The following is a 24,340-nucleotide window of genomic DNA, read 5'->3' as shown; positions in this document are numbered from 1 at the left end:
GGTTCGAGCATCCAAGATCGGATCAACGCCCGGTGAAACAAGATATCGGAATTTGAAACGGTGTTCGATGTCTGAATGATTTGTCTTCCTCATTCCCAGCTGGTTCGAGCTTCAAGATCGGATCAACGCCCGGTGAAACAAGATATCGGAATTGGAAACGTGGTTTGATGGCTGGATGATTTGTCTTCATCAATCCCTGTTGGTTCGAGCATCCAAGATCGGATCAACGCCCGGTGAAACAAGATATCGGAATTTGAAACGGTGTTCGATGTCTGGATGATTTGTCTTCCTCACTCCCAGCTGGTTCGAGCTTCCAAGATCGGACCCACGCCCGGTTAAGTATTCTAACAATAGTATCGAAAACGAAAGGCACTTACTCCCTGCACTTTAAAGGTCCAGTTGTTGGATTTCTAATGCTGCCGAACACGATGCTCTATCAGCAGAACGTTCCACTATATGGGAGTCCGAGCTTGGAAGCTCGAACTAGCGAGCAGTTCAGGTAATTGAGGATAGCAGGTTATTTTAACGTAAAATTCAAATATCGGCGCCCCGTATTTTGGCAAATAACAACTTGGACGCGAGCCGATCGTTAGCATGAGAAACAATATATCGGAATTGGAAATGGTGTTCGATGTCTGGATGAATTGTCTTCCTCACTCCCAGCTGGTTCGGGCTTCCAAGATCGGATCAACGCCCGGTGAAACAAGATATCGGAATTGGAAACGGTGTTCGATGTCTGGATGATTTGTCTTCCTCAGTCCCAGCTGGTTCGAGCTTCCAAGATCGGATCAACGCCCGGTTAAGTATTCTAACAATAGTATCGAAAACGAAAGGCACTTACTCCCTGCACTTTAAAGGTCCAGTTGTTGGATTTCTAATGCTGCCGAACACGATGTTCTATCAGCAGAACGTTCCACTATATGGGAGTCCGAGCTTGGAAGCTCGAACTAGCGAGCAGTTCAGGTAATTGAGGATAGCAGGTTATTTTAACGTAAAATTCAAATGCTGCATAAGAAAAGCCGGGGCAAGGTTCGAATGCCGGGCTAGTCTTCTGAGAAGGATAGCCAACAGTTCGATCGTTCAAGTTCGAACCGTTGGCCATCATTATCAATAAAAGGAAACATTATTGGGACCAACCGGTGGGTGTTCGATCCCAGCGGTGACCTTTCAATTCTTTTAATAATTCTTTATCCAAGCCTTTACCATCACTACAGCCCATATTGGAGATTACGTTTTTAACTTTCCGCATACCGGGAATCGTAGTGGCAACGGCAGGGTTACTAATAATAAAACGTAATGCCATCTCGGCCATCGTCATGCCCTGCGGAATTACTGGGCGGAGTGCATCCGCATGTTCGACGCTGGAGTTTAAGTTTTCCGGCACGAAATAAGTAGAACGCCAGTCATCTTTCGGAAAGCTGGTTTCCTTGGTGAATGTACCGGTTAAAGTTCCCTCATCGAATGGTACGCGCGCGATGATACCGAGATTCAATTCTTGGCAAAGCGGGAATAGTTGATCCTCCGGCGCTTGATCGAAAATGTTATAAATGACTTGCACGCCATCAATTAATCCGGTTTTTAATGTTTCGAGGCAGTTATTAGGTTCCCAACGGTTTACGCTGAGACCCCAAGCTTTTACTTTACCTTCTTTCGACAATTTTGTAATGGCTTCTTTCCATTCATCCATTTGCGCCCAGTTGTCTTCCCAAACATGGAACTGCTGCAAATCGATGCTTTCTATACCGAGGTTCTTGAGACTTTTCTCGGTGTATTCAATAATATAATCTGCCGGGAATACCTCTTCCAACTTGGCACTGGGTTTGGAAGGCCATTGCCTGTTTTTAGGCGGTATTTTAGTGGCCACGTATAAACGTTTCTGTGAATGCCGCTTCAGGGTATCCCGTAATATTTGTTCACTCAAACCATCACCGTAAGCCCAGGCGGTATCGAAGAAATTACAACCTAATTCGATCGCTTTATCCAGCGCCGTATTAACTTCGGTTGTTTCGGAACCCGTCCAACCGGCCATGCCCCACATGCCATATCCCACTTCGCTAACTTCCCAGCCTGTCCTACCAAATTTTCTATATTCCATTTACAAGTAGTTGAATAGTGAATAAAATCGAAGCATTAAACTACTATAAATTGTTTATAATTGAAAATTATCTGCTTTTTATACAAAGCGGCGAATTCAGTATCATTCATTACGGGCAATGGCGGATTATGCGGTTTTAATTACCCCGGCAGGCGTTCCTTTAAACATGGCGCAAAGGGCCAGGATATTAATGATAAATACTACGATTGATAAAGCCGTGCGCCAGGTATGGGCCAGGTTCCACTTGCCCGAGAACTGATGCCTTACAATAGATAATTGTTCACCGTGTATAGTAAGGGTAGCTAGCTGGTTATTCAGCGGAACATTGACAGCGATGGTCAGCCCAAATACGCCAATAATATAAAGCAGGGCGGCGATTGTAAACAGCCAAGCGGCGGCAATAGCACCCTGTTTAAAATTTAACCAAGCAGAAACCGGCAACAGGAAGCAGGGCAAAAGAAAGCATGCCAAGAATAACAGGTTTTGAATGCTTTCATTGATATGTTGCATCGCCTTGATATAAGCCAGGTCGTCCAATTTGCTGAATGCCGGGTTGATCGCGATACTGAATGCGAAAAAAATGCCCGCAATTAATCCGCAGGTTATGATGCTGATAATAGAACTGGTTAATCCCATGACAAAAATATATTAATATGAAATACCCGGGGTTTTATGTAAATATTGTGTTTGCGTCAATTCTTTTAACATCAGATGTGCGACATCCGCGCGGCTTACTTTCACCTTGATTTTTTTCAAATGCAACTGCTCGCCGTGCTGGTATATCCCGGTCAATGGCCCATCCGTAAGGTTTCCCGGCCTGATGATTGTCCAATCTAAACCGCTTTTCTTGATATAATCTTCCTGTACGGCATGATCATCGAATGCATTTTGTAAGAAAAATGGTACGATAATATGTTTAAAAATAAATGATGTTTGATTTAACACTTCTTTACCGTCACCGAAGCCGAGGGAGGTTTGACAAATGAGCCGCTTGATACCCAGGGCTTGCATACCTTGTATAATATTGAGACTGCCTTGTGAACGGACGACCCCGGTTTTATTGGCTGGGGCTCCCAAGGTACACATCACGGCATCCTGGTTTTTGAGGGCGGCATGCACGGCTATCGCGTTTAATACATCCCCTTGTACAACGGTCAGGTTGGGTGCTTTCAGCAAAATTTTTGCCGGGTCGCGAACGAAAGCCGTTACCTCGTAACCTGGTTCTAGTGCTTGTTTCAAAACTTGTTGACCGGTAGCGCCGCTAGCGCCAAAAATGATAATTCGTTTCATAGCATATTAATTTGAAACAAAATTATTGTATGGCACTACGCAGGAATTGTACAAAATCGACAAAATTGTAGGCAAAAGCGAAGGGGGCAACTGGGGACTTACAGGGTTCCGGTAACGCTACTATCCATTACGGTTTCTTGTAATTGTTGTAATTGTAACGGTGAGCATCCGGCAAATTCCTTGAAATTGCGGATAAAATGGGATTGATCTGTATAATCGTGTAAGTACGCGATATCAGATAATTTGTCAAAATTGGCTGTTCGTAGATAATGTAAGCTGGACTGGAATTTTGCGATCCGGGCAAACATTTTGGGTGGGAGCCCGATGTATTGTTTAAACTTCCGTTCAAAGCTTCTTTCTGTTAAGAACAGTTCTGCCCTTAATTCATGTAAGTCGATGTTCCCTTTTAACATCCAGATCTTTTCAGCGGCGTACATGATGGCTGCATCCTGTTTTTTCCGTTGGCGAACAATTTGTTCTTCTATGTACGAAATCAATCGATGAATCCTTACTTCCCTGGAAGTGGCCGCTTGCAAAATACCTGCTAACGAATCATTCATAGCTGCCTGGTAAGGATTAAATTCCTGGCAATCATCTGTCAGCTCGCCTGCATCGATCCCGAAAATGGCTTTCAGGCCGTATGGCTGGAAAAAGATGCCGACCGTATCAAAATCGCCTTCAATTTGAATACTTGCCGCCCGGGTAGCTTGCCCGTATAGGAAGGTGCCGGGTAACTTTTTATCAAATTGATATAAAGTGCCCCTGTCGCGGTTTTGAAAGATAAAACCCGGTGTCCCATCGGCCAATGTACGGAACGAAGATGGGGTTTGAGGCGCAGCAACATTCCCTTCCAACACCCAGAAGTGTTTAATATATTTCTGCAAAGCAGCAGGCGCCGGAATCATTGAATAATGCATATGGATAAAGATATCGAAATTTTCGGAACAAGTAAGTTGCATGTTCGGGAACAAGGAAAGCTTACCGGAAATATATCATGTTGAATTTCATGGAGATCATCTGGTCCTAACGGAAATTTTCCTAATTTCGGCTCATGCAATCGATATCCCGAAAGAAAGTATTTTTTCCATTAAACCCTGCTTTTAGAAATTATTTGAAGATGTATGATAGGGAGATAAAACTACCTATCTCGTATGAAGATTTAAGATATTTTGATACCGGGATTCCCGTATATGATAAAGAAGGCAAGGACACCTTGTGGGAAAGCGTAATTTATCCGCCAAGCATGATCCAACGCTTGCATGGCGGCCTGAAAAGGATATATTCCTTGTTGAAAGCAGGTGGCGACCAGGCCGCGGAAGAACATTTGCATATTGAAAGGATCGATTATTGCACTTTCGGAAATTCTAATCCATTCCGGATTAAAATTGTCAATAATTACAACGAAGTATACGATTATTTTTATATCAAGATAGCGGACTCCTCCAGGATTTACGGCTTGGAATTAGAACACATCCTTTCACCATACTGGATGAATTTCTTGATCGATGGCGATACACTCGTGGAAGAACATATTGCCGGGGTGCCGGGAGATGTATTTGCCATGCATTATATCAATCGACCGGAATTTAACCCCAAGCGTATCGCGAAGGAATTTGTCAAGTTCAATGAACGTTGCTTCGTCCGCTTATTGGGTGACATGCGGTCTTACAATTTCGTCTTCGATATCACGCAGGATTTCGATGATGTGCAGTTCCGTATCCGGGCTATCGACTTTGATCAACAATTTTACGAAGGCAAGAAAACTTTGTACATGCCCCAATTCTTTAAGGAGAACCGGGTATTCGTAGAATTGGCGATGAAGCATTTGAATGCCGAGGTTGTGAAGCAATACCAGCAGGAAGAACGCGCGTTGATGGCACGTAGGATCAAAGCGCAAAGGCACCGCATCAAGGATTTAAGGGATGTGATTATGACAGATCGTGTTTCATTGCCCGATAAAATCCAGCAGCTGGGAGAAGAATTAGCAGAACATTATGAAGATGCTGTTTTCTCAAGATGTAAAACGATGGGGGAGATCATAGAACGTAGTTTGAAACGTTTGTTAGTCAGGCGATTTAAATGATTTTAGTCCGGGTATTACTACAAGCATGTATGTTTTTAAATTGTTTTGCTCTTGCAAAATGTTGTTAACCTCTGAACCCTCGCTAGTTCCGGCTTCCAAGCTCGAACCAGCCGGGATTTTCGACATTAGGGCAAAGTAGTCAAATAAACAAACCGGGGTTTCGAACACCTGTAGCTGGAAACGCCAAAGGAAAATGGAAGACGGGACACATACCCTGGATAAGAGCCGGAAGATTTAAATAATTGCTAATATTTAACGAAGTGCCGGGTGAGAACTGCCAACTCTTTCCTATCTTTGACCATTATGCAGTTTAATTTTTTCTACATTTTCGGTAGGTACCTGATGATGCTCAAGGGCATGTTTAGCCGCCCGGAAAACGGAAAGATGTATTGGAAGGAATTCATGCATCAATGCTCGGAAATAGGAATCGGATCGCTAGGCATTGTATTAATAATCTCGCTCTTCCTCGGGGCGGTAACTACCGTGCAAACGGCCTACCAACTTGTTAGCCCGATTATCCCTCGGTCTACTATTGCCCAGATCGTTAGGGATACCATGATCCTGGAGATGGCGCCCACCATGGTTTGTATCGTATTGGGAGGCGTAATCGGCTCTAAAATCGCATCAGAACTTGGAAATATGAGGGTATCGGAACAAATCGATGCCTTGGAAATCATGGGTATCAATACGAAAGCATACCTGATCGGGCCCAAGATATTAGGAGCCCTAGTAACAATTCCTTGTTTAGTGGTCATTGCCGCTTTCCTCGGTATATGGGGTGGAAAGATGGCAGGTTACTTATCAGGTATTTTGTCTAAAGAGCAATATATGCAGGGCCTGCGCCAGTCGTTTAACGGCTACAACGTGTTTTTCGCCTTGGCTAAAGCGTATACTTACTCCTTCATTATTTCGAGTATCCCGGCTTATTACGGTTATTACGTGCAAGGCGGGGCGCTGGAGATTGGCCGGGCAAGCACGAGGGCCGTGGTAATCAGTTGTATCTTGATACTATTTGCAGATTATATATTAGCAGCAATCTTATTATAAGGCTTGGAAAAATATAAAGGATGATCAAACTGGAAAATATTCGTAAAAGCTTCGGGGAAAAGGTGGTTTTGCAAGATGTGACGGCAGAAATGGAAGCCGGGAAAACGAATTTGATCATTGGTGCCAGCGGTAGCGGTAAAACCGTGCTGATGAAATGTATGGTTGGCTTAGTAAAGCCCGATAGCGGTAGGGTTCTCTACAACGGGCAGGATTTTACAGCCATGAATGATAAGGAAAAGAAAGGAATCCGCCAGGAAATAGGGATGCTGTTTCAAGGTTCCGCTTTGTTTGACAGTATGACCGTAGAACAAAACGTGATGTTCCCGCTCGATATGTTTTCGATGGGAAATTATAAAGAAAAACAGAAAAGGGTTGCTGAATGCCTGGATCGTGTAAACCTTTCGGATGCCGCTAAGAAATTCCCGGCAGAAATCAGCGGCGGTATGAAAAAGCGCGTGGGCATCGCTAGGGCCATCGTATTGAATCCCAAGTACTTATTTTGTGATGAACCCAATTCCGGCCTAGATCCGCAAACCTCCCTAGTTATTGATAAGCTCATCAGTGAATTAACTAAAGAATTTAACATTACCACGGTGATCAATACCCATGATATGAATACCGTGATGGAGAGCGGCGATCATATAATTTATATGTATCAAGGGTTAAAACAGTGGGAAGGAACCAACAAGGAAATTGTTTTCGCGAAGGATGAGAAGCTGAATGACTTTATCTTTGCCTCCGAATTTTTACGGGATGCCAAGGAAATGCGCCAGATGGAGATGTTCCAAGATCAAAATTGGCGCTCCAAGCTGCCGGCTAATAAGAAAGAAGACCCCGGAACGGGAGCTTAACATTTTGGGTAATTGCTATTTCCCCATTATATTTTATTTTTGCCGCACCATTAGAAGAGCAAATAATCATATTTAAACCAATAAATCAAAGCGCGATGAGTGTTTTAGTAAATAAGCATAGCAAGGTGATTGTACAAGGATTTACCGGCACTGAAGGTACTTTCCACGCAACACAAATGATTGAATACGGAACCAACCTGGTGGGTGGTGTAACTCCCGGTAAAGGTGGTAACACGCATCTGGGTAAACCAGTATTCAATACCGTGGCTGATGCCGTAGCCGCTACCGGGGCCGATGTATCTATCATCTTCGTTCCTCCAGCATTTGCTGCCGATGCCATCATGGAAGCTGCTGATGCCGGTGTGGGCTTGGTGGTATGTATTACTGAAGGTATTCCCGTTCAGGATATGATCAAAGCTAAAAACGCCCTCGTTGGTAAAAATACACGCCTTGTTGGCCCTAACTGCCCGGGTGTTATCACCGCCGAAGAAGCAAAAGTGGGTATCATGCCCGGCTTTATCTTTAAAAAAGGACGTATCGGTATCGTTTCTAAATCCGGTACCTTGACATATGAAGCTGCTGACCAGGTGGTTAAAGCAGGTATGGGCATTTCCACTGCCATCGGTATCGGTGGGGACCCAATTATCGGTACCCCTACTAAAGATGCAGTAGAATTATTGATGAATGACCCCGAAACTGATGCTATTATCATGATTGGAGAGATCGGTGGTGGTATGGAAGCTGAAGCGGCTAAGTGGATCAAGGAAAATGGCACTAAGCCCGTTGTTGGTTTTATCGCCGGGCAAACTGCGCCTCCGGGTCGCCGTATGGGACATGCCGGGGCTATCGTTGGCGGCGCCGACGATACTGCTGCTGCCAAGATGAAAATCATGGCTGAATGCGGCGTGCACGTTGTAGAAAGTCCTGCCGATATCGGTAAGAAAATGGCCGAAGTTTTAGGTGTTACCGCTTAATATTCGTCGAAATAATATTATAGAAACCCGTGTCCTTCAGGATACGGGTTTCGTATTTAAAGTATATAACATAAAAATTTTTCTAATTTTTACTGCCTTTACCCACTTAGCAAGTACCCCTACCCACCTCCGAAGTACCCCTACCCACTTCAGAACTCCAACGGAGGGTCTTTTAACTCGATATTTGGATAAAATAGGTGGGTATTCAAGGTTACAAAGGCTTAATTGGATGGAAAAAAGGTAAAAAATCTCCCTGAAAGGACATTTTTTAGCATATACGACAAAAGATACCCACCTCGGGAGTACCCCCCACCACTTGCCGGGTGGGTATCGACCTTAAAATAATCCCGGGATTGGAGTTCAGAAGTACCTGCCCCCACTTCCTAGGTACCTATACCCACTTCTGAAGTACCCCATAGGGCTTCGAAAGTGGGTAACCAGGGATTCATTAACCTCAATTTTTTCGGAAATTGCCCTTTTAGGGTTAAAAACGCATTTTTACATTCGACTTGATTTTTCGCTTTTATATTCAACGTGGTTTTCGTTCGCGTAAACTTGTAGAGGAACCAAGCCGATTGAGGCCCTCCTGGCATCAACGCCAGGTTTATTCTCGATAGGATAGAATTTTTTCACACCGTTTTTCTCGATAATGGCCTGTCCAAACTTTTGTTTATGGTTGGTGTTTCTACAGATACGGTCGTATAATTCTGCGTATAATACAGGTTCGGGTTCATTTGTTGCCAGGGTTTTCTCTAATAATTTCAAACATTTTCGTTGGAAGTGGATGTCCTGGGAGTGTTGGGCTATTGCCCATGCCATCCAAGAACCATCCGGATACACTTTATTCCTGTTCTTGTTAAAAAGCCCCAGCTCCTAAATAGGAGCCGGGAAATTACTAGCCAAGATCTAAACTATTCGGAGAAAATCAAAGAAGGCCAATTTCCTTGATCAATCTCCATTTGGGGTTAATTTACATTGCGATGATAGGAGCTTGATATCTTGATTGCACATCGAGGGAAAGTGTATTCCACAATGCACGGTTCAGCTCCTGTACCTTTTTGGGGCTACAATCAATGTATGAATGCGCGAAGAATTCGTACCAAGTTATATCTGCATTTTTATGGGCCAAGGTGCTGCCATCTTCGAACTTTAATAGGATGTGATTATGGACTGGTTTCATTTCGAACCGGCCCTTGTGTTTTCTTAGGAAAGTAGCCAAATCGCTATCGAATAAAAATATGATTGCTTCATCGGGTTTGATGCTGTATAAGCGCTCAAACATTAAGAAGCAGACGAAGGTGCTGGGTACCTGTTGCTGTAATGCTACATGCTTACAGATTCCATGCAAATCGGTTCCAGGAAGTTCATGGTTAAGCATCATCATGGATTCAAGTTTAAATTGCCAATGATCAATGTAATTCAGGGTGTCGGGAATTTAAATGCCAACGTATTCGATCCAGTTTATCGTCCTATGCTCGGGTAACAAATCCGTACTAAAAAAACTCCTTTCGGTTGAGCCTATGAATTGTTCACTTTTTTATTCTAGTAGAAATGCACTTTACCATCCTGCATATAGTATTTCACGTTAGCAGTGAGTGACAAGTTTTCCAAGAAAATTTTCAAGGGTTGAACGCGATCCATGGAACCGCTAAAAGGGATATCTTGTATCTGCTGTTGATCCATGATAACAGTTACACCATACCAACGTGGTAATATCTTGCAAATATCTTCCAGGCTCGCATTTTCAAAATAATATTTACCATCCCTCCATGCCGTGGTCTTATCAATATCAAAATCCACGATCTTGTTTGATTTTCCCCGGGTCATTTGAAGTTGTTTGCCGGGTTGTAAACGAATGGAAGTAGACTTATTGACATACTTGATGGCGCCTTTCACCAGCGATATCTTCACGGACGGCTCTTCATATGCATTCACGTTAAACTCGGTACCGAGAACCTGTATATCTCCATCATCCATGTGAACGATAAACGGTTTATCAGCATCTTGCGCCACTTTTACGTAAGCCTCGCCGGAAATAGATATTTCCCGGCTCGCACCATCGAACCTGAATGGGAAGTCGAGCAAGGACTGGGAATTTAGCCACACCTCTGAGCCATCGCCCAATATTACTTTATAGCTTTTCCCAACCGGAACGATCACCGAGTTTATGCCACTGGGAAGCGGCAAGTCTTCCCGGAAGCTAAGGGTACTGTTTTGACCATTCAGGGAAACGCTATCAACTATGAAATTACCGCTGACCTTACCCAGGTTAACGACCCTGCCGTTCGAAAGCTGTAGTTGCGTAAACTGTGCCGTATCTTCCCATCCTTGCCGGTGGTAAGTATAGGTAACGGACTGGTCCACTTGCCGGTTACCGGGTCTAATCACCAGGATAGAAATTATGATGGCCGCAGCAGCAGCGCATGCAGCAAGCAGGTACCTCGTAATACTGCTTTGGGGTTTTTCCAAAACATTGGGGGGTATTGAGGCAAAATCAATGGGATGCAGCTCCCCGTTAAAGCGGCTGCAAAGTTGTTCCCTGTCCTCCTTCGTAAAATTCTTTTGCAGTTCGAGCCAGGTATCTCGAACCACCGGGTCACTTTTTATCAAATCATCCAGCCACTGCTCTTCGGAAGCAGGAAGCATTCCCGCGAGCTTTTCAGTCATTTTACGATGGATGAAATTTTGTGAATATTTCATTTTCATAGACACCAATTTTATGGTGTTCCATATATAAATGTCTTTTTTTGCGAATAAGGGTTATAAAAATGTCGATTATTTTTTCAGATCGACGATTTTTTTTCGGATGATTTTCGGAAATAAGAGCTTAGGTAAACTCTTTAAATAGTTTGTAATGAATGTTTTACGGCTATGTAAATACCTTGATTAACAGCCCCAAAGAAGGATAAATATTTTTTATTTTAATTTGACTCAAGCGAGTATAAATTGACTCTAGTGAATAGTTTGTTGCAAAAATTGAAAGATAGCTTGTTAGGTCACCTGGGAATTTAAGGCAGTAATATGGAAATAATTAGTGTGCATCATATAATAAGGTACAGAGCTATATTAAATACTTTTAATAAATCCTTGCGGTAATAAAAGGGGTATATATAGTTGTAATACCCGGAAGCATATGCCGGTAAAAAAATATCTTATATCGGCGGCATAAAATTGCTTGATACAAAATATTTGATAAGGGGTTGAGATTGAAATAATTAAGATCGGTTTAGATCGAAGATGGAATGCCCAGGTTAAATTTTTTTTAAAAAAAGTTTAATTTTTTATCACCCTTTTGAGTAGTTAATAACATTTATAAGTGTAAAGGGGAATAAAAACATTATACACCAATAAACATCATCTCCGGTTGGAGGTGGGTTACGAGTGAGTTACCATTTTTTTTTATTTGATTGACAAGTCTTCTAATGTGACTTTTCGAAAAGTCTAAAATAATTAGGGCCATTTATAAATTGATTTATCATGCCTTAAGAATCTTGCGTTACACATATACTAATAACGAGTGAATGTTAAAGACACAACATGCTTATTAAGAAGGATTTTTAATTCAAATTATTGCAGATGTGAGATGCATGTGATGAACAAGAGAATTGCAATGTCTCAATATGACAACATTCCATTAAGGTGGTTTCCTGTGTAGTCTTGCACGGGAATTTACTTATCACGTTAAAGTTTGCTTGTTATTAATTCAAGTTGTGTTTTCACAACGATTATTTATCAACCAGAATGCAAGATTACCGATGAAAAAAATCCTGTGTGTAACATTTCGGCATCTCTTCATTAGCTTGATAGGCATATGTCTACTAGGCGCCACTGCAAAGGCTCATAGCACCGAGCAGGGCGACAAGCTGGTGAATATCCCAACGGGGAGTATGCCGCTCAAATCGATCTTCCAGATGATCGAGGATCAAACGGGTCTCAGCTTTTTTTATTCAACCAAGTATGTAAAAGACCAGGAAGAAGCGAGCGCGCCCGGCAACAACCAAAAATTGGATGCTTTACTGAAGCGCCTTTTCGAAGGTAAGAGCATCACTTGGCAGTACAAAGAAGAGCGGATCGTATTGATGCCCCTGAAACCGGAAAAATACGATATGACATTACAGGACATCCGGGACATGTTGGTTGATACATTAATTGATGTAAAAGGCAGGGTAAAAGGCCCTGACGATTTGCCCATTGAGGGTGCTACCATTTCTATTGTGGGTACCCTCCGTGGAGCAAAAAGTGACGCTAAAGGAGATTTTACTTTAAACAATGTCCCCTCCACCGCGAGGATAAGGGTAACTTACCTGGGGTTCGACACGGTAATGGTAAGAGCGAACTCGGCGAGTATTTCGAATGTAGTATTGAGACCGAGCATGGTGATGTTGAAGGCAGTAGAAACCGTTTCGACAGGTTACCAGGATTTGAATAAGGATCGGGCGCCGGGATCGTTTTTTAAGATGGATAATAAATTAGTGAACAGGGCCGTGTCTACAAGCGTGATGGATCGTTTAGTAGGCGTGGTGAGCGGTATGAATTATACGACGAGCTCGCAATTGAGGCAAGGGCAAAGTAGTTTTAGTATTAGGGGGTTTAGTACAATCAGGGCGAATGCTAACCCTTTAATTGTAGTAGATGGGTTTCCGCTGGGAAACGATGTAGATCCCAACGGGTTTATTGCCAGTTTAAATCCAAATGATGTTGAAAGTATCACGGTATTAAAGGATGCCGCCGCCGCGTCAATCTGGGGAGCTAGAAGCGGAAACGGCGTAATAGTAATCAATACAAAAAGTGGTAAGAGTGCAAAAAAAACAAATGTTTCATTTAATGGAAATATTACGGTCGTTTCTAAACCGGATTTATATTATCTACCCCAGATGGATGCAGCAAGCAGTGTAGAGTTCGAATCAATTTTATATGATCGCGGCTATTTTGATTTGTACGATGATTTATATCCCTTGCTCAATCGCTATCCTGCGATACCCTCGCTTTCCGAACAATATTTAAAGTATAGAAAAGGTGAAATTACTGATGCGCAATTAAATAGTATTATAGATGATTATAAGGATAATGATTTAAGAAAGGATATAAGTAAATACTTATATCAAGATGGCATTAACCAGCAATATGCTGTGAATGTAAGCGGTGCAAGTCTTAAGCATAATTACTATTTATCTTTTGGTTATGATAAGAATAGGGGGAATTCGGTGGGAGATGAGAACGAGCGATATACAATTGCTGCTAGGAATACGATGAAAGTAGGGAGTAGGGTTGAAATCAGTTTAAATACAAATATTGCAAGGATTGAAACTAAATCAAATTCTGAAAGTTTTGGATCACTACCTAATTACTATAAATTGAAAGATAAAGATGGGAATAATTTGGCTGTTCCGGTTTTAGGTAGTGGTTTACGTGATGCTTACATTGACACTGTAGGTTATCCGGAATTGCTAGACTGGCATTATGTGCCGTTGAATGAACTTGAGTATAACGATATTAGTTCGAAGTTGAACGATATAAGAGTTGGAGCAAGTATCAGGTATAATATTATATCTGGACTGAATGTTGAGCTCAGATCGCAATATCAATATAGGAATACCAAGAATGTAAATAACAATTCCATTGAAAGTTATTATGTAAGAAATTTAATAAATAAATTTCAGTATGTAGATAATAACGGAAACGTGCAAAATCCAATTCCCATTGGAAATATTTTAGGCAATAGAAACAGTGATTATAATTCTTGGAATGTTAGAGGGTCGATTAATTATATTAATAATAGCTTAGGTGATTTTAAGATTAATTCTACGACTGGAGCAGAGATGAGAGAAGGTAGTACGGATGTTAATGGCTCAATTTTTTATGGATTCAATCCAAGGACTGGACAGTTTAAAGATATTGATTATTTGAATCGATATGCTGTAAGACCCAGAGGTTCATCTACTTTAGGAAACTCATTAAGTACCGCCTATTTAATAGACCGAGCAATAAGTTATTTTACATCTAATGCAGTTACCTTTAATAATAAATATACACTTTCCTTAAGTGCCCGTATGGATGGTTCTAATTATTTTGGTGTTAAAGCAAATCAAAGGATTATACCACTATGGTCAGTGGGGCTTTTATGGAATCTTTATGAGGAGGATTTTATTAAGAATAAGACTTGGATAAATGAATTGAAATTTCGAGCTACATATGGTATAAATGGTAATACCTACAGTGGAGTTGCTAATTATGCAACTATCAGCTATTCTTCAACAGTAGATTATGTTAGTCAATTTAGTTATGCTTATTTAACTACTCCGCCAAATAGAAATTTGAAATGGGAACGAGTACAAATGCTAAATTTTGGAATTGATTTTTCATTCTTTAAGCGTAGAGTGTCAGGAAGTTTGGAATATTATAATAAGAGGGCTACTGATTTAATTGGAAATCAAAGGCAAAATGAAACTACTGGGATAAGTTCATTATTGACAAACTATGCATCAATAAAGGGGTATGGTATTGATTTGGTATTAAATAGTTTAAATGTTGATCGCGAAATGAAATGGAGGACAAGTTTACTGTTGAGTTATAATAATGATCGTATAATTGATTATGATGAAGAAGCTACGAGTGCAGCTGGATATGTTGCAACACAAGGGATATTGCAGAAGGGGAAGCCTTTATACTCTTTATATGCATATAGGTGGGCTGGTTTGAACCCTGAGAATGGTGATCCAATGATTTATGTAGGTGATAAAAAAACAAATTTTGACGAAGTATTATCTAAGATAACAATTCAGGATGTCAAATATATTGGACCTATTACCCCTCGGGTATACGGATCAATTAGAAATTCGTTTTCTTATCGAAATTTGGAATTATCTTTTAATATGCTATATAAATTCGATTATTTCTTTTTAAGACCATCATTGATTTATAGTACTCTATTGTCGAAGTATGTTGGACATAAGGATTTCAGTCAAAGATGGAAGAAAAAGGGGGATGAGGTGCATACTAATGTTCCATCTTTTCCTGAATCGATCTCAGGTCCACGGGATTCTTATTATAACTATGCAGATATAAACTCTGAACGTGGTGATAATATTAGATTCAAGGATATTCGACTTACATATTCAATACCAAGAAAGTTGAATAAGTTAAAGAAGATGCCTTATTCTATTAGTGTATATAGTTATGTAAATGATATAGGGTTGATTTGGAAAAAGAATACGGTTGGGATTGATCCTGATTATGTTAATAGTCTTGTTAGTCCAATAAGCTACTCATTAGGAATTAAAGTAGATTTTCTTTAAAATATAAAGTATGAAATACATTTATATATTAGTTACGGCTTGTTCGGTTATGGTTTGTTCATCTTGTAATGATTGGTTAGATATTAAGCCAGATAGATCTTTAGTTATTCCAGAAACTATAGATGATTATTACTCTTTATTGAATAACGGAGCAAAATTAAATAGCTCATATCCGTGTTTGGGTTTATTTGCAACAACATCTTTCTATGTTACTGAACAAGTATTTGGGAATGGTTTTATTGATTGGCAAAAAAATGCTTATTCATGGACAGAATCGACACCATACAACAATTTGCCGGATTGGAATACGGCATATTCCAGAATATTGTTATGCAATCTCGTAATTGAGGGAATGAATGCCATTAACCCTCCAATATCAAATACGGAATATGAGCGTTTCAGGTCCGTAATTGGGCAAGCACATTTTTTTAGGGCTATCAATTATTTTGCACTAGCACAAATATTTTCTAATCCCTATAATCCTTCTTCAGATAATCAAGAATTGACAATTCCTATAAAAATTAGTACGAACATAAACGAAGTATTAAAAAACTCAAGAGTTGTCGATCTATATAATTTTATAATTAATGATCTTAGAATAGCTGTAGATTATCTACCAATGGGTTCGGAATATTTTACAAGACCTAATAAATTAGCCGTTTGGGCATTATTTTCGAGGATATATCTAAGTATGTCAAATTATGAATCCAGCAAAAAGTATTCAGATTCTCTATTGTCAAATTATTCTCATTTAATGAATTACAATAATATTGATAATGTTGGAACTTATCCTTTCAGTAGAATTGAAGAAAATAGTGAAATTATATTCTATAATACTCTTTATCCTTTTTCTAGCAGTAGACTAATTATTGATTCTAATCTAATAAAGAAATTTGATGATAATGACCTGCGAAAGGAGCTGTTTTTTAAATACAATGCAAGTGGACAGGCTTCGTATATCGGTTCGTATGCTGGTAGTGGGTTACAATTCGGCGGCTTAGCTGTTGACGAGATTTATCTAAATAGAGCGGAATCTAATGCTAGGATTGGTAATTTAAAAGAATCTATTGAAGATATAAATACCTTATTAATACAAAGATTCAAGACAGGGACATACATACCTGTATCTCATTCAATTGGTAAAGACAGTATTATTAAACTAGTTATTGAAGAGAGACGGAAGGAGCTGATTTTTAGGGGTGTTCGCTGGTACGATGTTAGAAGACTTACTACCGTAGGAGAATACAATAATACAGAAAAAAGAGTTATTAACGGAGAAGAGTATTTATTAGAACCAAGATCTTTTAAATATACATTTCCAATACCTCATAGTGTAATTGAAGGTACCAAATTGGCTCAAAATGAAGGTTGGGATAAATAATGTTATTAAGTAGAGGATTTTGGTAAAAGTTAAATGTGTAATTATGAGATTAATATTAGTATTAGCTTTTGTTGTATTAGCTCAATTTAACAATTTTTCTTTGGGTCAAGATAGACAGGTTGAATCCAATGAAATCAAAGACTCAAAAATTGTTCTAGAGGGGATTGTTCCAAGAGAGTGGTTAACTGTAAGAATTCAAGGTAAAGATTTTATAAAAGATTTTGGAGCTGTCACAAGTTATGATCCTAATAATATTGATACGGTTATTAAGGTTAGTAATGGGCGTTTTTATTTTACAACAAACCTTAATTCCCCAAAATTTTTTATGATAAATGCTGTTCCATCGATTGATTTCGTTGCTTTTGGTGTTCTCGATAGTAGATATGCTGGTTTTCATCTATTAGTTGAGCCAGGAGATAGTTTGAATTTATTGTTTGCGGTTGGAAATAAACAGTCGGGAAACTACACTTTCGGATTAGATGTGTTTGGTAAAGGGGCTGAGAAATTTTGGTGTACGCAGCAAATTGTAAATAATATTGGATTGTTTAAATATCCTATATATAGCCCTAGATTTGATGCCGATTACAAAGGAGATAAAAATCTATTAGTTGATTCAATAATGAAAGTGTCTAGTCAGGTTCTGAATGTTATCAATAAAACGATGGACATTTATAAAGATCATGTTACAAAAAGAGCTATGAATATTATCCGAGCGCAATATATACCAATGTTTTGTTATGATATTGATGAATTCTTCTATTATAATAAAAAGATAGGATTAAATTATAGAGACAAGAAATCACTCTTGTTATATAATAAATATAAAAACTTAATTAGTAGTTCCATCGTGTTAGACTCTTCAATTCTTTATCCTCCACGTGGATTTAAAGAGTTGATTTATAAGAAAATATTTGTTAGGTATAATATGGAGCATCCTGAAAATTTAATTGAAAATAGTGATAAATTTTCTAATAGGTTATACGAATATATGTTGAATAATATTGACTATGAGCCTGTAAAAAATTGGATTGTTTGCAATTATTTATGGAAATGTATGTACCGTTTTGATGAATCAAGTAGAGAATTATATACTGCAATAGATAGTTTCGTTGGTAGATTGCCAGATGAGAATAATAATAGACTTAAAGAATCCCTGGAATTAGAATATAAAAAATTTATCAAAAGTTCATCTGGCGCAATTGCTTATAATTTCAATTTGCCTGATACAAATATGTTTTATCATGAACTGAAGGATTATAAAGGAAAGTTAGTATTAATCGATTTTATGTTTACAGGTTGTAGGGGATGTATTCAAATGGTGCCTTCGTTAAAGAAGGTAGAGGAGGAATATAAAGGTAGGAACATTAAATTTGTTTCCATTTCTATATCCGGATCAAATAATCTTAGAGCTAATTCTAGCCATCCCGCCTTTGTGCCCGGCAGTCTGTATCTATTTACAGAAGATAAGCATCAATATCATCCAGTAATTGAACATTATAACATAGTCGCATATCCGACTATAGTATTAATCGGTAGAAATGGTCGTATTATTGAAAGGTTCAAGAATATTCATGCTGATGACGGAGCTCATTTGCGGAGAGTATTGAATGAAAATTTGTAACTCTCCAATTTATTAGGGTAGATTAGCATTTATGATCAGTAATTTATTATCACATAATAGAATAAGTTTGTTGTGGTATACTTTGAAATCATGTAAACTTTTGGTTCCGTTTTTTGGGATTGTAATGCTTGATATATAGTTTCCATTTAATGCACTATATATATCAAAAATATAACTATTTTGAAGTAGATTCAAAGGATCATTGTCCGCAATCAAACTGGAATTAATAATAAGTTTATCTTCATAAGAGTCTGCATATTTATTAATAATTTTGAGTGGAACTTCGGGCATGAATTGACCGCTTTTTTTTGTGTGAAATTTGCCATTTTCAATAGGGTTATGATATATTGTGTCTATCGTATGGCTTTCATAAACTAATTCTAAGTTTTTATTTAAGCAGTAGAATTTATTAGTATAATATTGTATATATAGTATTAAAGAGTCATTATGGTTAGATACGAGCATTCCATCAGTTGAGAAACCACTCTTTATATCACTATCTAAAATATTCCCCTTTGCTACTTCCTTCCCATTTTGATTGTTTATTTTTATAAATGATTGGGAATTATCTTTATTGAATATTCTTAATGTTGAGTACGTATTATCTAATGTTACAGATTTTGTAATCAGTTTTGATTCTGTACTAAATGTATTATAGGTGTCTGATCCAATATTATGTCTTATAATAAATCCCCCATTTTTTGCATAAATTAAGAGTACTGAATCAACAACGGAGGCATCGAATCCAGATTTTACATATTGAGTTAGCTTTGTGTCAAAGCCTATTTTTAAAGTATCCAATAAGTTCAAATTGTCATCAAATATGAAATAAAATCTTGGATCAAATGTTGAAATATATAAATATTTATTTTTATCATCGATATTGCATATATCCTTAATTTTTACGGGTAAGGATTTTAGATTGAATTCCTTACTCAGAACAATATCATTTGAAATGTAAATCCTTTTGAACCCATTTCTACTATTAAATGTGTTTAATAATAGAATTGATATTGTTATTAAACTTAGTAGCAATATTCCAATTATTATTATATTTTTTCTCATTAATTTTAACTATTTCAGATATGTTTATTAAGCCTAATTGTTAAGAGATTGTAGGGTACATACCCTACAATCTCTTGAAGTATATTAAAGATTTTGTTTATAATATACTCTTTTGATTTCAAAGACATTTGGTGATGTTTCTTTAAGTTCATAGCAACAAACTGTTTGTTGCGGTTCCAAACATTCTGACACTGGATTATCAATTTCCAAAGGTGCTTGAAAATCATCTAAGACAACGGATGTTGTAATATCCACATATTGATTACCACTTGTATTAGTTGGAGCTGTCCATCCTATAGGATCAGTAACGATGGATGAAGATTCAAAGCATCCTTCTTGAGTAGGAGGTACTGCACTAACTTTTGCCTGTGATGCGATAGTTGCACCTACAGCAAATAAAGCGATGATTGCTGCTAAGCTGTTTCTTAAAATTTTCATGATTAACTTTTTTAGAATTAGAAAATTGGTTTTCTCAATTTAGGCTTGAGAGTTACAGTTCGTCAACCGTGCCTTTCACTAATAGCTATTGGAAACTCTTAAAATTATTTAATAGGAATTGGAGGATTTGTCAATGTTTTTATGCGAGATAATTAGAGAGTTACTTGTTTGTTTTACTTATAATTAATATTCCAATTATAGTCAGAATGGTATATCCAATATTGAAATATAAATGGTCCTGCCATGTCATCTTATTTAATACTCCTCCACATGAGCAAGGCAGATAGTAGCTGTAATTCAACATGGCATATATATATATAGTAAATGATGTCAATAAAAATAATGAGATATAATACCCAATTAGTCTAAATTTATTGATAGATAGTAATACTACCAGAGATAATTCTGTAATGGGTACTAACCATGATAAGAAAAGTGCATATTTATCAATAAACGGAGATCGTGCCATGTTAAACAATGTTTCATCATGATCCATTAATTTAGAAATACCAGTGTATGCCCATAAAATGATTAAGAGCCCTGTAATAATCTCTTGTATAGCTCTTGAAATAATTGATTTCTTATTTATTTTTCTTTTCAGCGTGATTGATTTAGTATCCATTGGTTTTTATAGTTTAAATTCAATTATTTAGCTTTTGAAGTACACCCTATATATTTTGTAAGTTCCTGTACTAGTTTCATATTCTACATCATAGCAGCAAACTACATCCAATGGATCTAAACAAGTGAAATGGGGACCTTCGATCAAATGATCGAGTTGAGTATCCAGCACATCTGTATTGTATGGTTCTTCAAACACATAAATAAATTGATCTCCAAGTGGATTGCTAGGCCCATTATTCTCCGCATAAATTCCATGTATAGTATTAACTTGACTAAAACATCCTTCCATTAGGGACATTGATCTTTCAGCAGCTTTAATAGATCCGCCTACTACTACAATCAAAAAGAGTATTTTAAGAATTGTAAAAAATCGTAAGTTCTTCATGATAGTGAATTTTTAAGTGATAGAATCATGAGTCCTTCCTTGGTTAACGACAATGATTTATTGTTTTATTTCCTGGCATTGGTTTTAGTTATTTACTCCGGGTTTTGAAATCAAAATTACCAGGACTCAATGCTTTTAGGTTACAGTTGTTATTTATAATTTATAATATCAGTCTTGTTTGTAGTATACCCGTACTATTTGAAATACACCAGGGGTGGTTTCCTCAATCTCATAGCAACAAACGGTTTGCTGCGGATTAGGACATTGGAAATCAGGTTCAGAAATCACTATTGGGACTTGTATGTCAATTATAGTAACCGCTGGAACGATTTCTTGGAACTGCTGTTCATATGGATTTGTTGGTGGTACCCATCCAGGATCCAGTGGAGTTTGTAATCCATGAGCGACAAAACAGCCTTCTATCGGTGTAATAGCCCTGTTCTCTGCCCCAATCGCAATACTACCGCCAACCGCAAAAAGTGCAAGGACAACCCCTATGCTATTTTTGATCGTTTTCATAATTAACTAATTAGATTTGGGAAATTCATTTTGCCGACCTGGTGCCAACTATGATTAGTATCCATCAATGATGGATGATTATTTTTACTCCCCGAATCTTACAAGATAAAATCATACATCCTTTCTTTGGTTAACGTCAATAAAACAATATCAACTCCGGGCATTGGTTCATATAACCCCTTGCGGTTACAATCACTAAATTAAGATGCTTGGGTGCTTTTAAATTGCAGTTTCAAAGAAGCATATATATATTTTTTTTGAAAAGGAGTTTTAAATTGATTGTTAACCTGTTAAAATGAGAGAGGCTGAAAAAAAAATTATCCTGTTGAATTGATAGTGTGATTTTCATATCAAAAATTATACTCTCAAGTAATGATTTGGTGTAAAAGCAATGTGGTCGAGGGTTTATAGGGATAGTGAGAGCTGATTTTAATAAGAAATTTAAATCTGAAAAGTTAATTGCAAATTATTGCGAATCAATCGATAAGGTTGATTTTTTTTATCATGCACGGTTATTCTTCCGTACCTTTAATTCATGCAGAAAAAGTATTATTCCATAGACAAAACCCTCGCATTAATCGAGCAAAGGGTACAAGGCAGCTCCGTAAAGCAGGTATGCAAAGACGCCGGCATTACTACTTATACCTATCATGCTTGGCTGAAGGAATACCAAGTAGAGATCAGCTTTATGTTGGAGATAATTAAATCGAGATACAAGGAAGATCCGGAACTTTACGAGCACTTCCTTGTGTTTAACGCGTTGTTGCTAAAGATTATTGAAGCCAATAACCCTAGTATTAAGAAAACCCGGTCAAGAGGTAAAAAATAATCTTCAAGGCATAGATGCTAAAAATATTATCTCCTTTCGTGAAAGTCTGATTGTTATTTTGAGAATTTGAATAACAAGTTTTGCAGCATGATTCATCTACCTGTGTGTTCAGCCCTCCTGCTTAGCATTCACTAAAAATCTCACCGAGCTCTTGCCTGGTAAAGCGCTCATCCAGGCCATTAGGATATTCCAACATCTTCACGATATGTTCACCGGCTTGCAGGCAAATAGAGATACCCGTATTGGGAATATATCCTTCGAACATATCATTTCTTAATTCCAATTCCCCGGGTATACGGCGGTGCCTTACACGGAGTACTCCCTTGTATATAACTACCTGTGCATGGAAGGGCATGATGTTCCAAAATTTTAGCTCCGTAGTAGTACTAATCCTGAAACGGAAAGTCCACACCCGGTATTTTCCATGCCGGTGACCCAAGATCATCCATTCATGCGACTCGATTTTTACGTAGTTGGTATGGAAAGGATTGCCGGTTACCCAATCGAGTCGTTCTTCCGGGATTTTATTGGTGTTAATAAACTTGTAAGAAGGCATGGAAGGTTTTGTGATTAAGAAGATCATTTTTAATGATTGAAATTTAAAAATAAACGATCTTAAACTAGGTTATCAGTAACGTAATTACCAGGGAGTTTTAGGGTTAAAAACTCTGCTTGCAAATGTAGGTAAATTGATTATAATAGCGTCACTTTTTTGAAAACTAAATTGTTAATGACTTTTTCAAAAAAATTAATTAATTGATAAACATAGTATTGTGCCGGGTTCTTAATCTTTTTTCGATAAAACTATTTTCCTCTTTTAAAGAATCGGTTTTATTGGATGAATTATTTGAACACGACAGTTTTTATAAAGCTATGTAAGCCTTATAGATATTGAATTGTAGCAAAAAAATTTTATATCGACTTACAATTTTGTAAGACGTGGATCAATCCGGTAAAGTTTACTGGAAGGTCATTTGAAAAATTGAAATCGATCGCATTTGTAATATTTTTTTTATATCCTCCGGAAGAAACTATCCAGGTAATATTGTGGATATGCAGGGCAATCAAGAGGTCGCTCTATCCATTTGATGGCATAAAATCCCTGGCGCATATTTAACCTGATTCCCTTGTAAGGAAGGTAGGTGTCTATAGTAGTTCCTTCTTTTAAATACAGGCCTTTATAATCTAATTTATAATGCTCTGCAAGGATAGGGCCACGGTGAATATAACATTGGGCAAGGTATGATTGATCGTTGATCGCTGTTAAAACCATCGGGTTGGAGATATAGCAATAAAACGATTTCACCCAACCGTCTTTATGCCTGATCTTTTGTATCAGCCATTGATTCAGGTGTTCATAATAAAAGTCTATCGATGCTGCGGTAGGTATCACCCAGTCTTTCCAGTCGTAAGGGAGCTTCTTAGAATGAGTTGGATGCCGTCCAAATACGCGGTTGTCGATTTCAAAATACATGGGTCTTAATTTTGGTTGATTGTAATTGCATTGTTGATATGGTATAACCGGTTTCCAAGGCGACTGTAAATAAATGAAATTATCGACATTATTTTGTTAATCGTTTGTTATTGAAGCTGAAATTTTCGAAATGAGAATGAGAGTTTCATAATTGGGTATTCAGTGGTGGATTGTTTACCGTGTGCATCCAAGTAAGGCAGTCGTGTTACGCCAGGGAAGCAGTAATTGTTGGTAACAAAAAATCCCGGGCATTTGCCCGGGAATGACTTTTGCACTTTCGAGTGCATTGTATCAAGTCTGAGAATCAGGGGATAATCGGATGAATAATGACTTGATTGATGTATGTAGATAATTAGACGAATGTTCTAT

At 38.1% G+C, this 24,340-nt stretch carries 22 protein-coding genes; 8 read left to right on the top strand and 14 right to left on the bottom strand.

The window, feature by feature from the left end; all coding sequences use genetic code 11:
• Positions 1-1,123: 1,123 nt before the first annotated feature.
• From COR50_RS02085 to COR50_RS02070, 4 genes are all read right to left on the bottom strand, one after another.
• Positions 1,124-2,095 (bottom strand): aldo/keto reductase, encoded by a 972-nt coding sequence (locus COR50_RS02085; protein WP_098192436.1) that lies wholly within the window; start codon positions 2,093-2,095, stop codon positions 1,124-1,126.
• 126 nt (positions 2,096-2,221) lie between these two features.
• On the bottom strand, positions 2,222-2,731 hold the full coding sequence (locus COR50_RS02080; protein WP_098192435.1) for an anthrone oxygenase family protein: 510 nt from the start codon (positions 2,729-2,731) through the stop codon (positions 2,222-2,224).
• A 12-nt stretch (positions 2,732-2,743) separates the two neighbouring features.
• Positions 2,744-3,385, bottom strand: coding sequence for an NAD(P)-dependent oxidoreductase (locus COR50_RS02075; protein WP_098192434.1), 642 nt, complete (start codon positions 3,383-3,385; stop codon positions 2,744-2,746).
• 98 nt (positions 3,386-3,483) lie between these two features.
• Complete coding sequence (locus tag COR50_RS02070) at positions 3,484-4,302, bottom strand: DUF6597 domain-containing transcriptional factor (RefSeq protein ID WP_098196067.1); 819 nt, start codon at positions 4,300-4,302, stop codon at positions 3,484-3,486.
• A 134-nt stretch (positions 4,303-4,436) separates the two neighbouring features.
• Here COR50_RS02070 and COR50_RS02065 point away from each other — a divergent pair, with 134 nt between their 5' ends.
• From COR50_RS02065 to sucD, 4 genes are all read left to right on the top strand, one after another.
• Positions 4,437-5,468: a hypothetical protein gene (locus tag COR50_RS02065; RefSeq protein WP_098192433.1), complete on the top strand. Its 1,032-nt coding sequence runs from the start codon at positions 4,437-4,439 to the stop codon at positions 5,466-5,468.
• Between the two features lie 303 nt (positions 5,469-5,771).
• A complete protein-coding gene (locus COR50_RS02060; RefSeq protein WP_098192432.1) occupies positions 5,772-6,515 on the top strand; it encodes an MlaE family ABC transporter permease in 744 nt (247 codons plus the stop codon).
• 20 nt (positions 6,516-6,535) lie between these two features.
• Positions 6,536-7,366 (top strand): ABC transporter ATP-binding protein, encoded by an 831-nt coding sequence (locus tag COR50_RS02055; protein ID WP_098192431.1) that lies wholly within the window; start codon positions 6,536-6,538, stop codon positions 7,364-7,366.
• Between the two features lie 95 nt (positions 7,367-7,461).
• Positions 7,462-8,340, top strand: a complete 879-nt coding sequence (gene sucD / locus COR50_RS02050) for a succinate--CoA ligase subunit alpha (RefSeq protein WP_098192430.1) — start codon at positions 7,462-7,464, stop codon at positions 8,338-8,340.
• A 498-nt stretch (positions 8,341-8,838) separates the two neighbouring features.
• On the opposite strand, the gene COR50_RS02045 is transcribed toward sucD, so the two are convergent.
• The 3 genes from COR50_RS02045 to COR50_RS02035 form a co-directional block, all read right to left on the bottom strand.
• A complete protein-coding gene (locus COR50_RS02045) occupies positions 8,839-9,159 on the bottom strand; it encodes a DUF6624 domain-containing protein (RefSeq protein WP_317044428.1) in 321 nt (106 codons plus the stop codon).
• A gap of 151 nt (positions 9,160-9,310) precedes the next feature.
• Complete coding sequence (locus COR50_RS02040; RefSeq protein ID WP_098192428.1) at positions 9,311-9,724, bottom strand: hypothetical protein; 414 nt, start codon at positions 9,722-9,724, stop codon at positions 9,311-9,313.
• A gap of 158 nt (positions 9,725-9,882) precedes the next feature.
• Positions 9,883-11,046, bottom strand: a complete 1,164-nt coding sequence (locus COR50_RS02035) for a FecR family protein (protein WP_098192427.1) — start codon at positions 11,044-11,046, stop codon at positions 9,883-9,885.
• Positions 11,047-12,251: 1,205 nt separating this feature from the next.
• Between COR50_RS02035 and COR50_RS02030 the strand changes: the two genes are divergently transcribed.
• Genes COR50_RS02030 through COR50_RS02020 form a run of 3 tightly spaced genes read left to right on the top strand, consistent with a single transcriptional unit; the run spans position 12,252 to position 18,637 of the window.
• Complete coding sequence (locus COR50_RS02030; RefSeq protein WP_157760586.1) at positions 12,252-15,635, top strand: SusC/RagA family TonB-linked outer membrane protein; 3,384 nt, start codon at positions 12,252-12,254, stop codon at positions 15,633-15,635.
• A gap of 10 nt (positions 15,636-15,645) precedes the next feature.
• The gene (locus COR50_RS02025) at positions 15,646-17,016 is read left to right on the top strand and encodes a RagB/SusD family nutrient uptake outer membrane protein (RefSeq protein ID WP_098192425.1); all 1,371 of its coding nucleotides are present in this window, start codon (positions 15,646-15,648) and stop codon (positions 17,014-17,016) included.
• 43 nt (positions 17,017-17,059) lie between these two features.
• Positions 17,060-18,637: a peroxiredoxin family protein gene (locus COR50_RS02020; RefSeq protein WP_098192424.1), complete on the top strand. Its 1,578-nt coding sequence runs from the start codon at positions 17,060-17,062 to the stop codon at positions 18,635-18,637.
• A gap of 12 nt (positions 18,638-18,649) precedes the next feature.
• Here COR50_RS02020 and COR50_RS02015 read toward each other — a convergent pair whose 3' ends face one another.
• From COR50_RS02015 to COR50_RS01995, 5 genes are all read right to left on the bottom strand, one after another.
• Positions 18,650-19,702, bottom strand: coding sequence for a hypothetical protein (locus tag COR50_RS02015; protein WP_098192423.1), 1,053 nt, complete (start codon positions 19,700-19,702; stop codon positions 18,650-18,652).
• A gap of 84 nt (positions 19,703-19,786) precedes the next feature.
• On the bottom strand, positions 19,787-20,140 hold the full coding sequence (locus tag COR50_RS02010; protein WP_098192422.1) for a hypothetical protein: 354 nt from the start codon (positions 20,138-20,140) through the stop codon (positions 19,787-19,789).
• A gap of 160 nt (positions 20,141-20,300) precedes the next feature.
• Positions 20,301-20,762, bottom strand: coding sequence for a MauE/DoxX family redox-associated membrane protein (locus COR50_RS22710; RefSeq protein ID WP_098192421.1), 462 nt, complete (start codon positions 20,760-20,762; stop codon positions 20,301-20,303).
• A gap of 27 nt (positions 20,763-20,789) precedes the next feature.
• Positions 20,790-21,149: a hypothetical protein gene (locus tag COR50_RS02000; protein WP_098192420.1), complete on the bottom strand. Its 360-nt coding sequence runs from the start codon at positions 21,147-21,149 to the stop codon at positions 20,790-20,792.
• A gap of 168 nt (positions 21,150-21,317) precedes the next feature.
• Entirely contained in the window at positions 21,318-21,668 is a 351-nt protein-coding gene (locus tag COR50_RS01995; RefSeq protein ID WP_098192419.1) for a hypothetical protein, read from the bottom strand.
• A 535-nt stretch (positions 21,669-22,203) separates the two neighbouring features.
• Between COR50_RS01995 and COR50_RS01990 the strand changes: the two genes are divergently transcribed.
• Positions 22,204-22,497 carry a hypothetical protein gene (locus COR50_RS01990; RefSeq protein WP_098192418.1) on the top strand — a complete coding sequence of 98 codons (294 nt, stop codon included), beginning with the start codon at positions 22,204-22,206 and terminating at the stop codon, positions 22,495-22,497.
• A 121-nt stretch (positions 22,498-22,618) separates the two neighbouring features.
• On the opposite strand, the gene COR50_RS01985 is transcribed toward COR50_RS01990, so the two are convergent.
• Together COR50_RS01985 and COR50_RS01980 are read right to left on the bottom strand one after the other, a co-directional pair.
• A complete protein-coding gene (locus COR50_RS01985) occupies positions 22,619-23,080 on the bottom strand; it encodes a hypothetical protein (RefSeq protein WP_098192417.1) in 462 nt (153 codons plus the stop codon).
• Positions 23,081-23,509: 429 nt separating this feature from the next.
• On the bottom strand, positions 23,510-23,971 hold the full coding sequence (locus COR50_RS01980) for a hypothetical protein (protein ID WP_098192416.1): 462 nt from the start codon (positions 23,969-23,971) through the stop codon (positions 23,510-23,512).
• Between the last annotated feature and the right edge of the window lie 369 nt (positions 23,972-24,340).

This window comes from Chitinophaga caeni (assembly GCF_002557795.1).
In the GTDB taxonomy this organism is placed as follows: Bacteria; Bacteroidota; Bacteroidia; order Chitinophagales; family Chitinophagaceae; genus Chitinophaga; species Chitinophaga caeni.
This window is presented reverse-complemented; position numbering and strand designations above follow the sequence as displayed.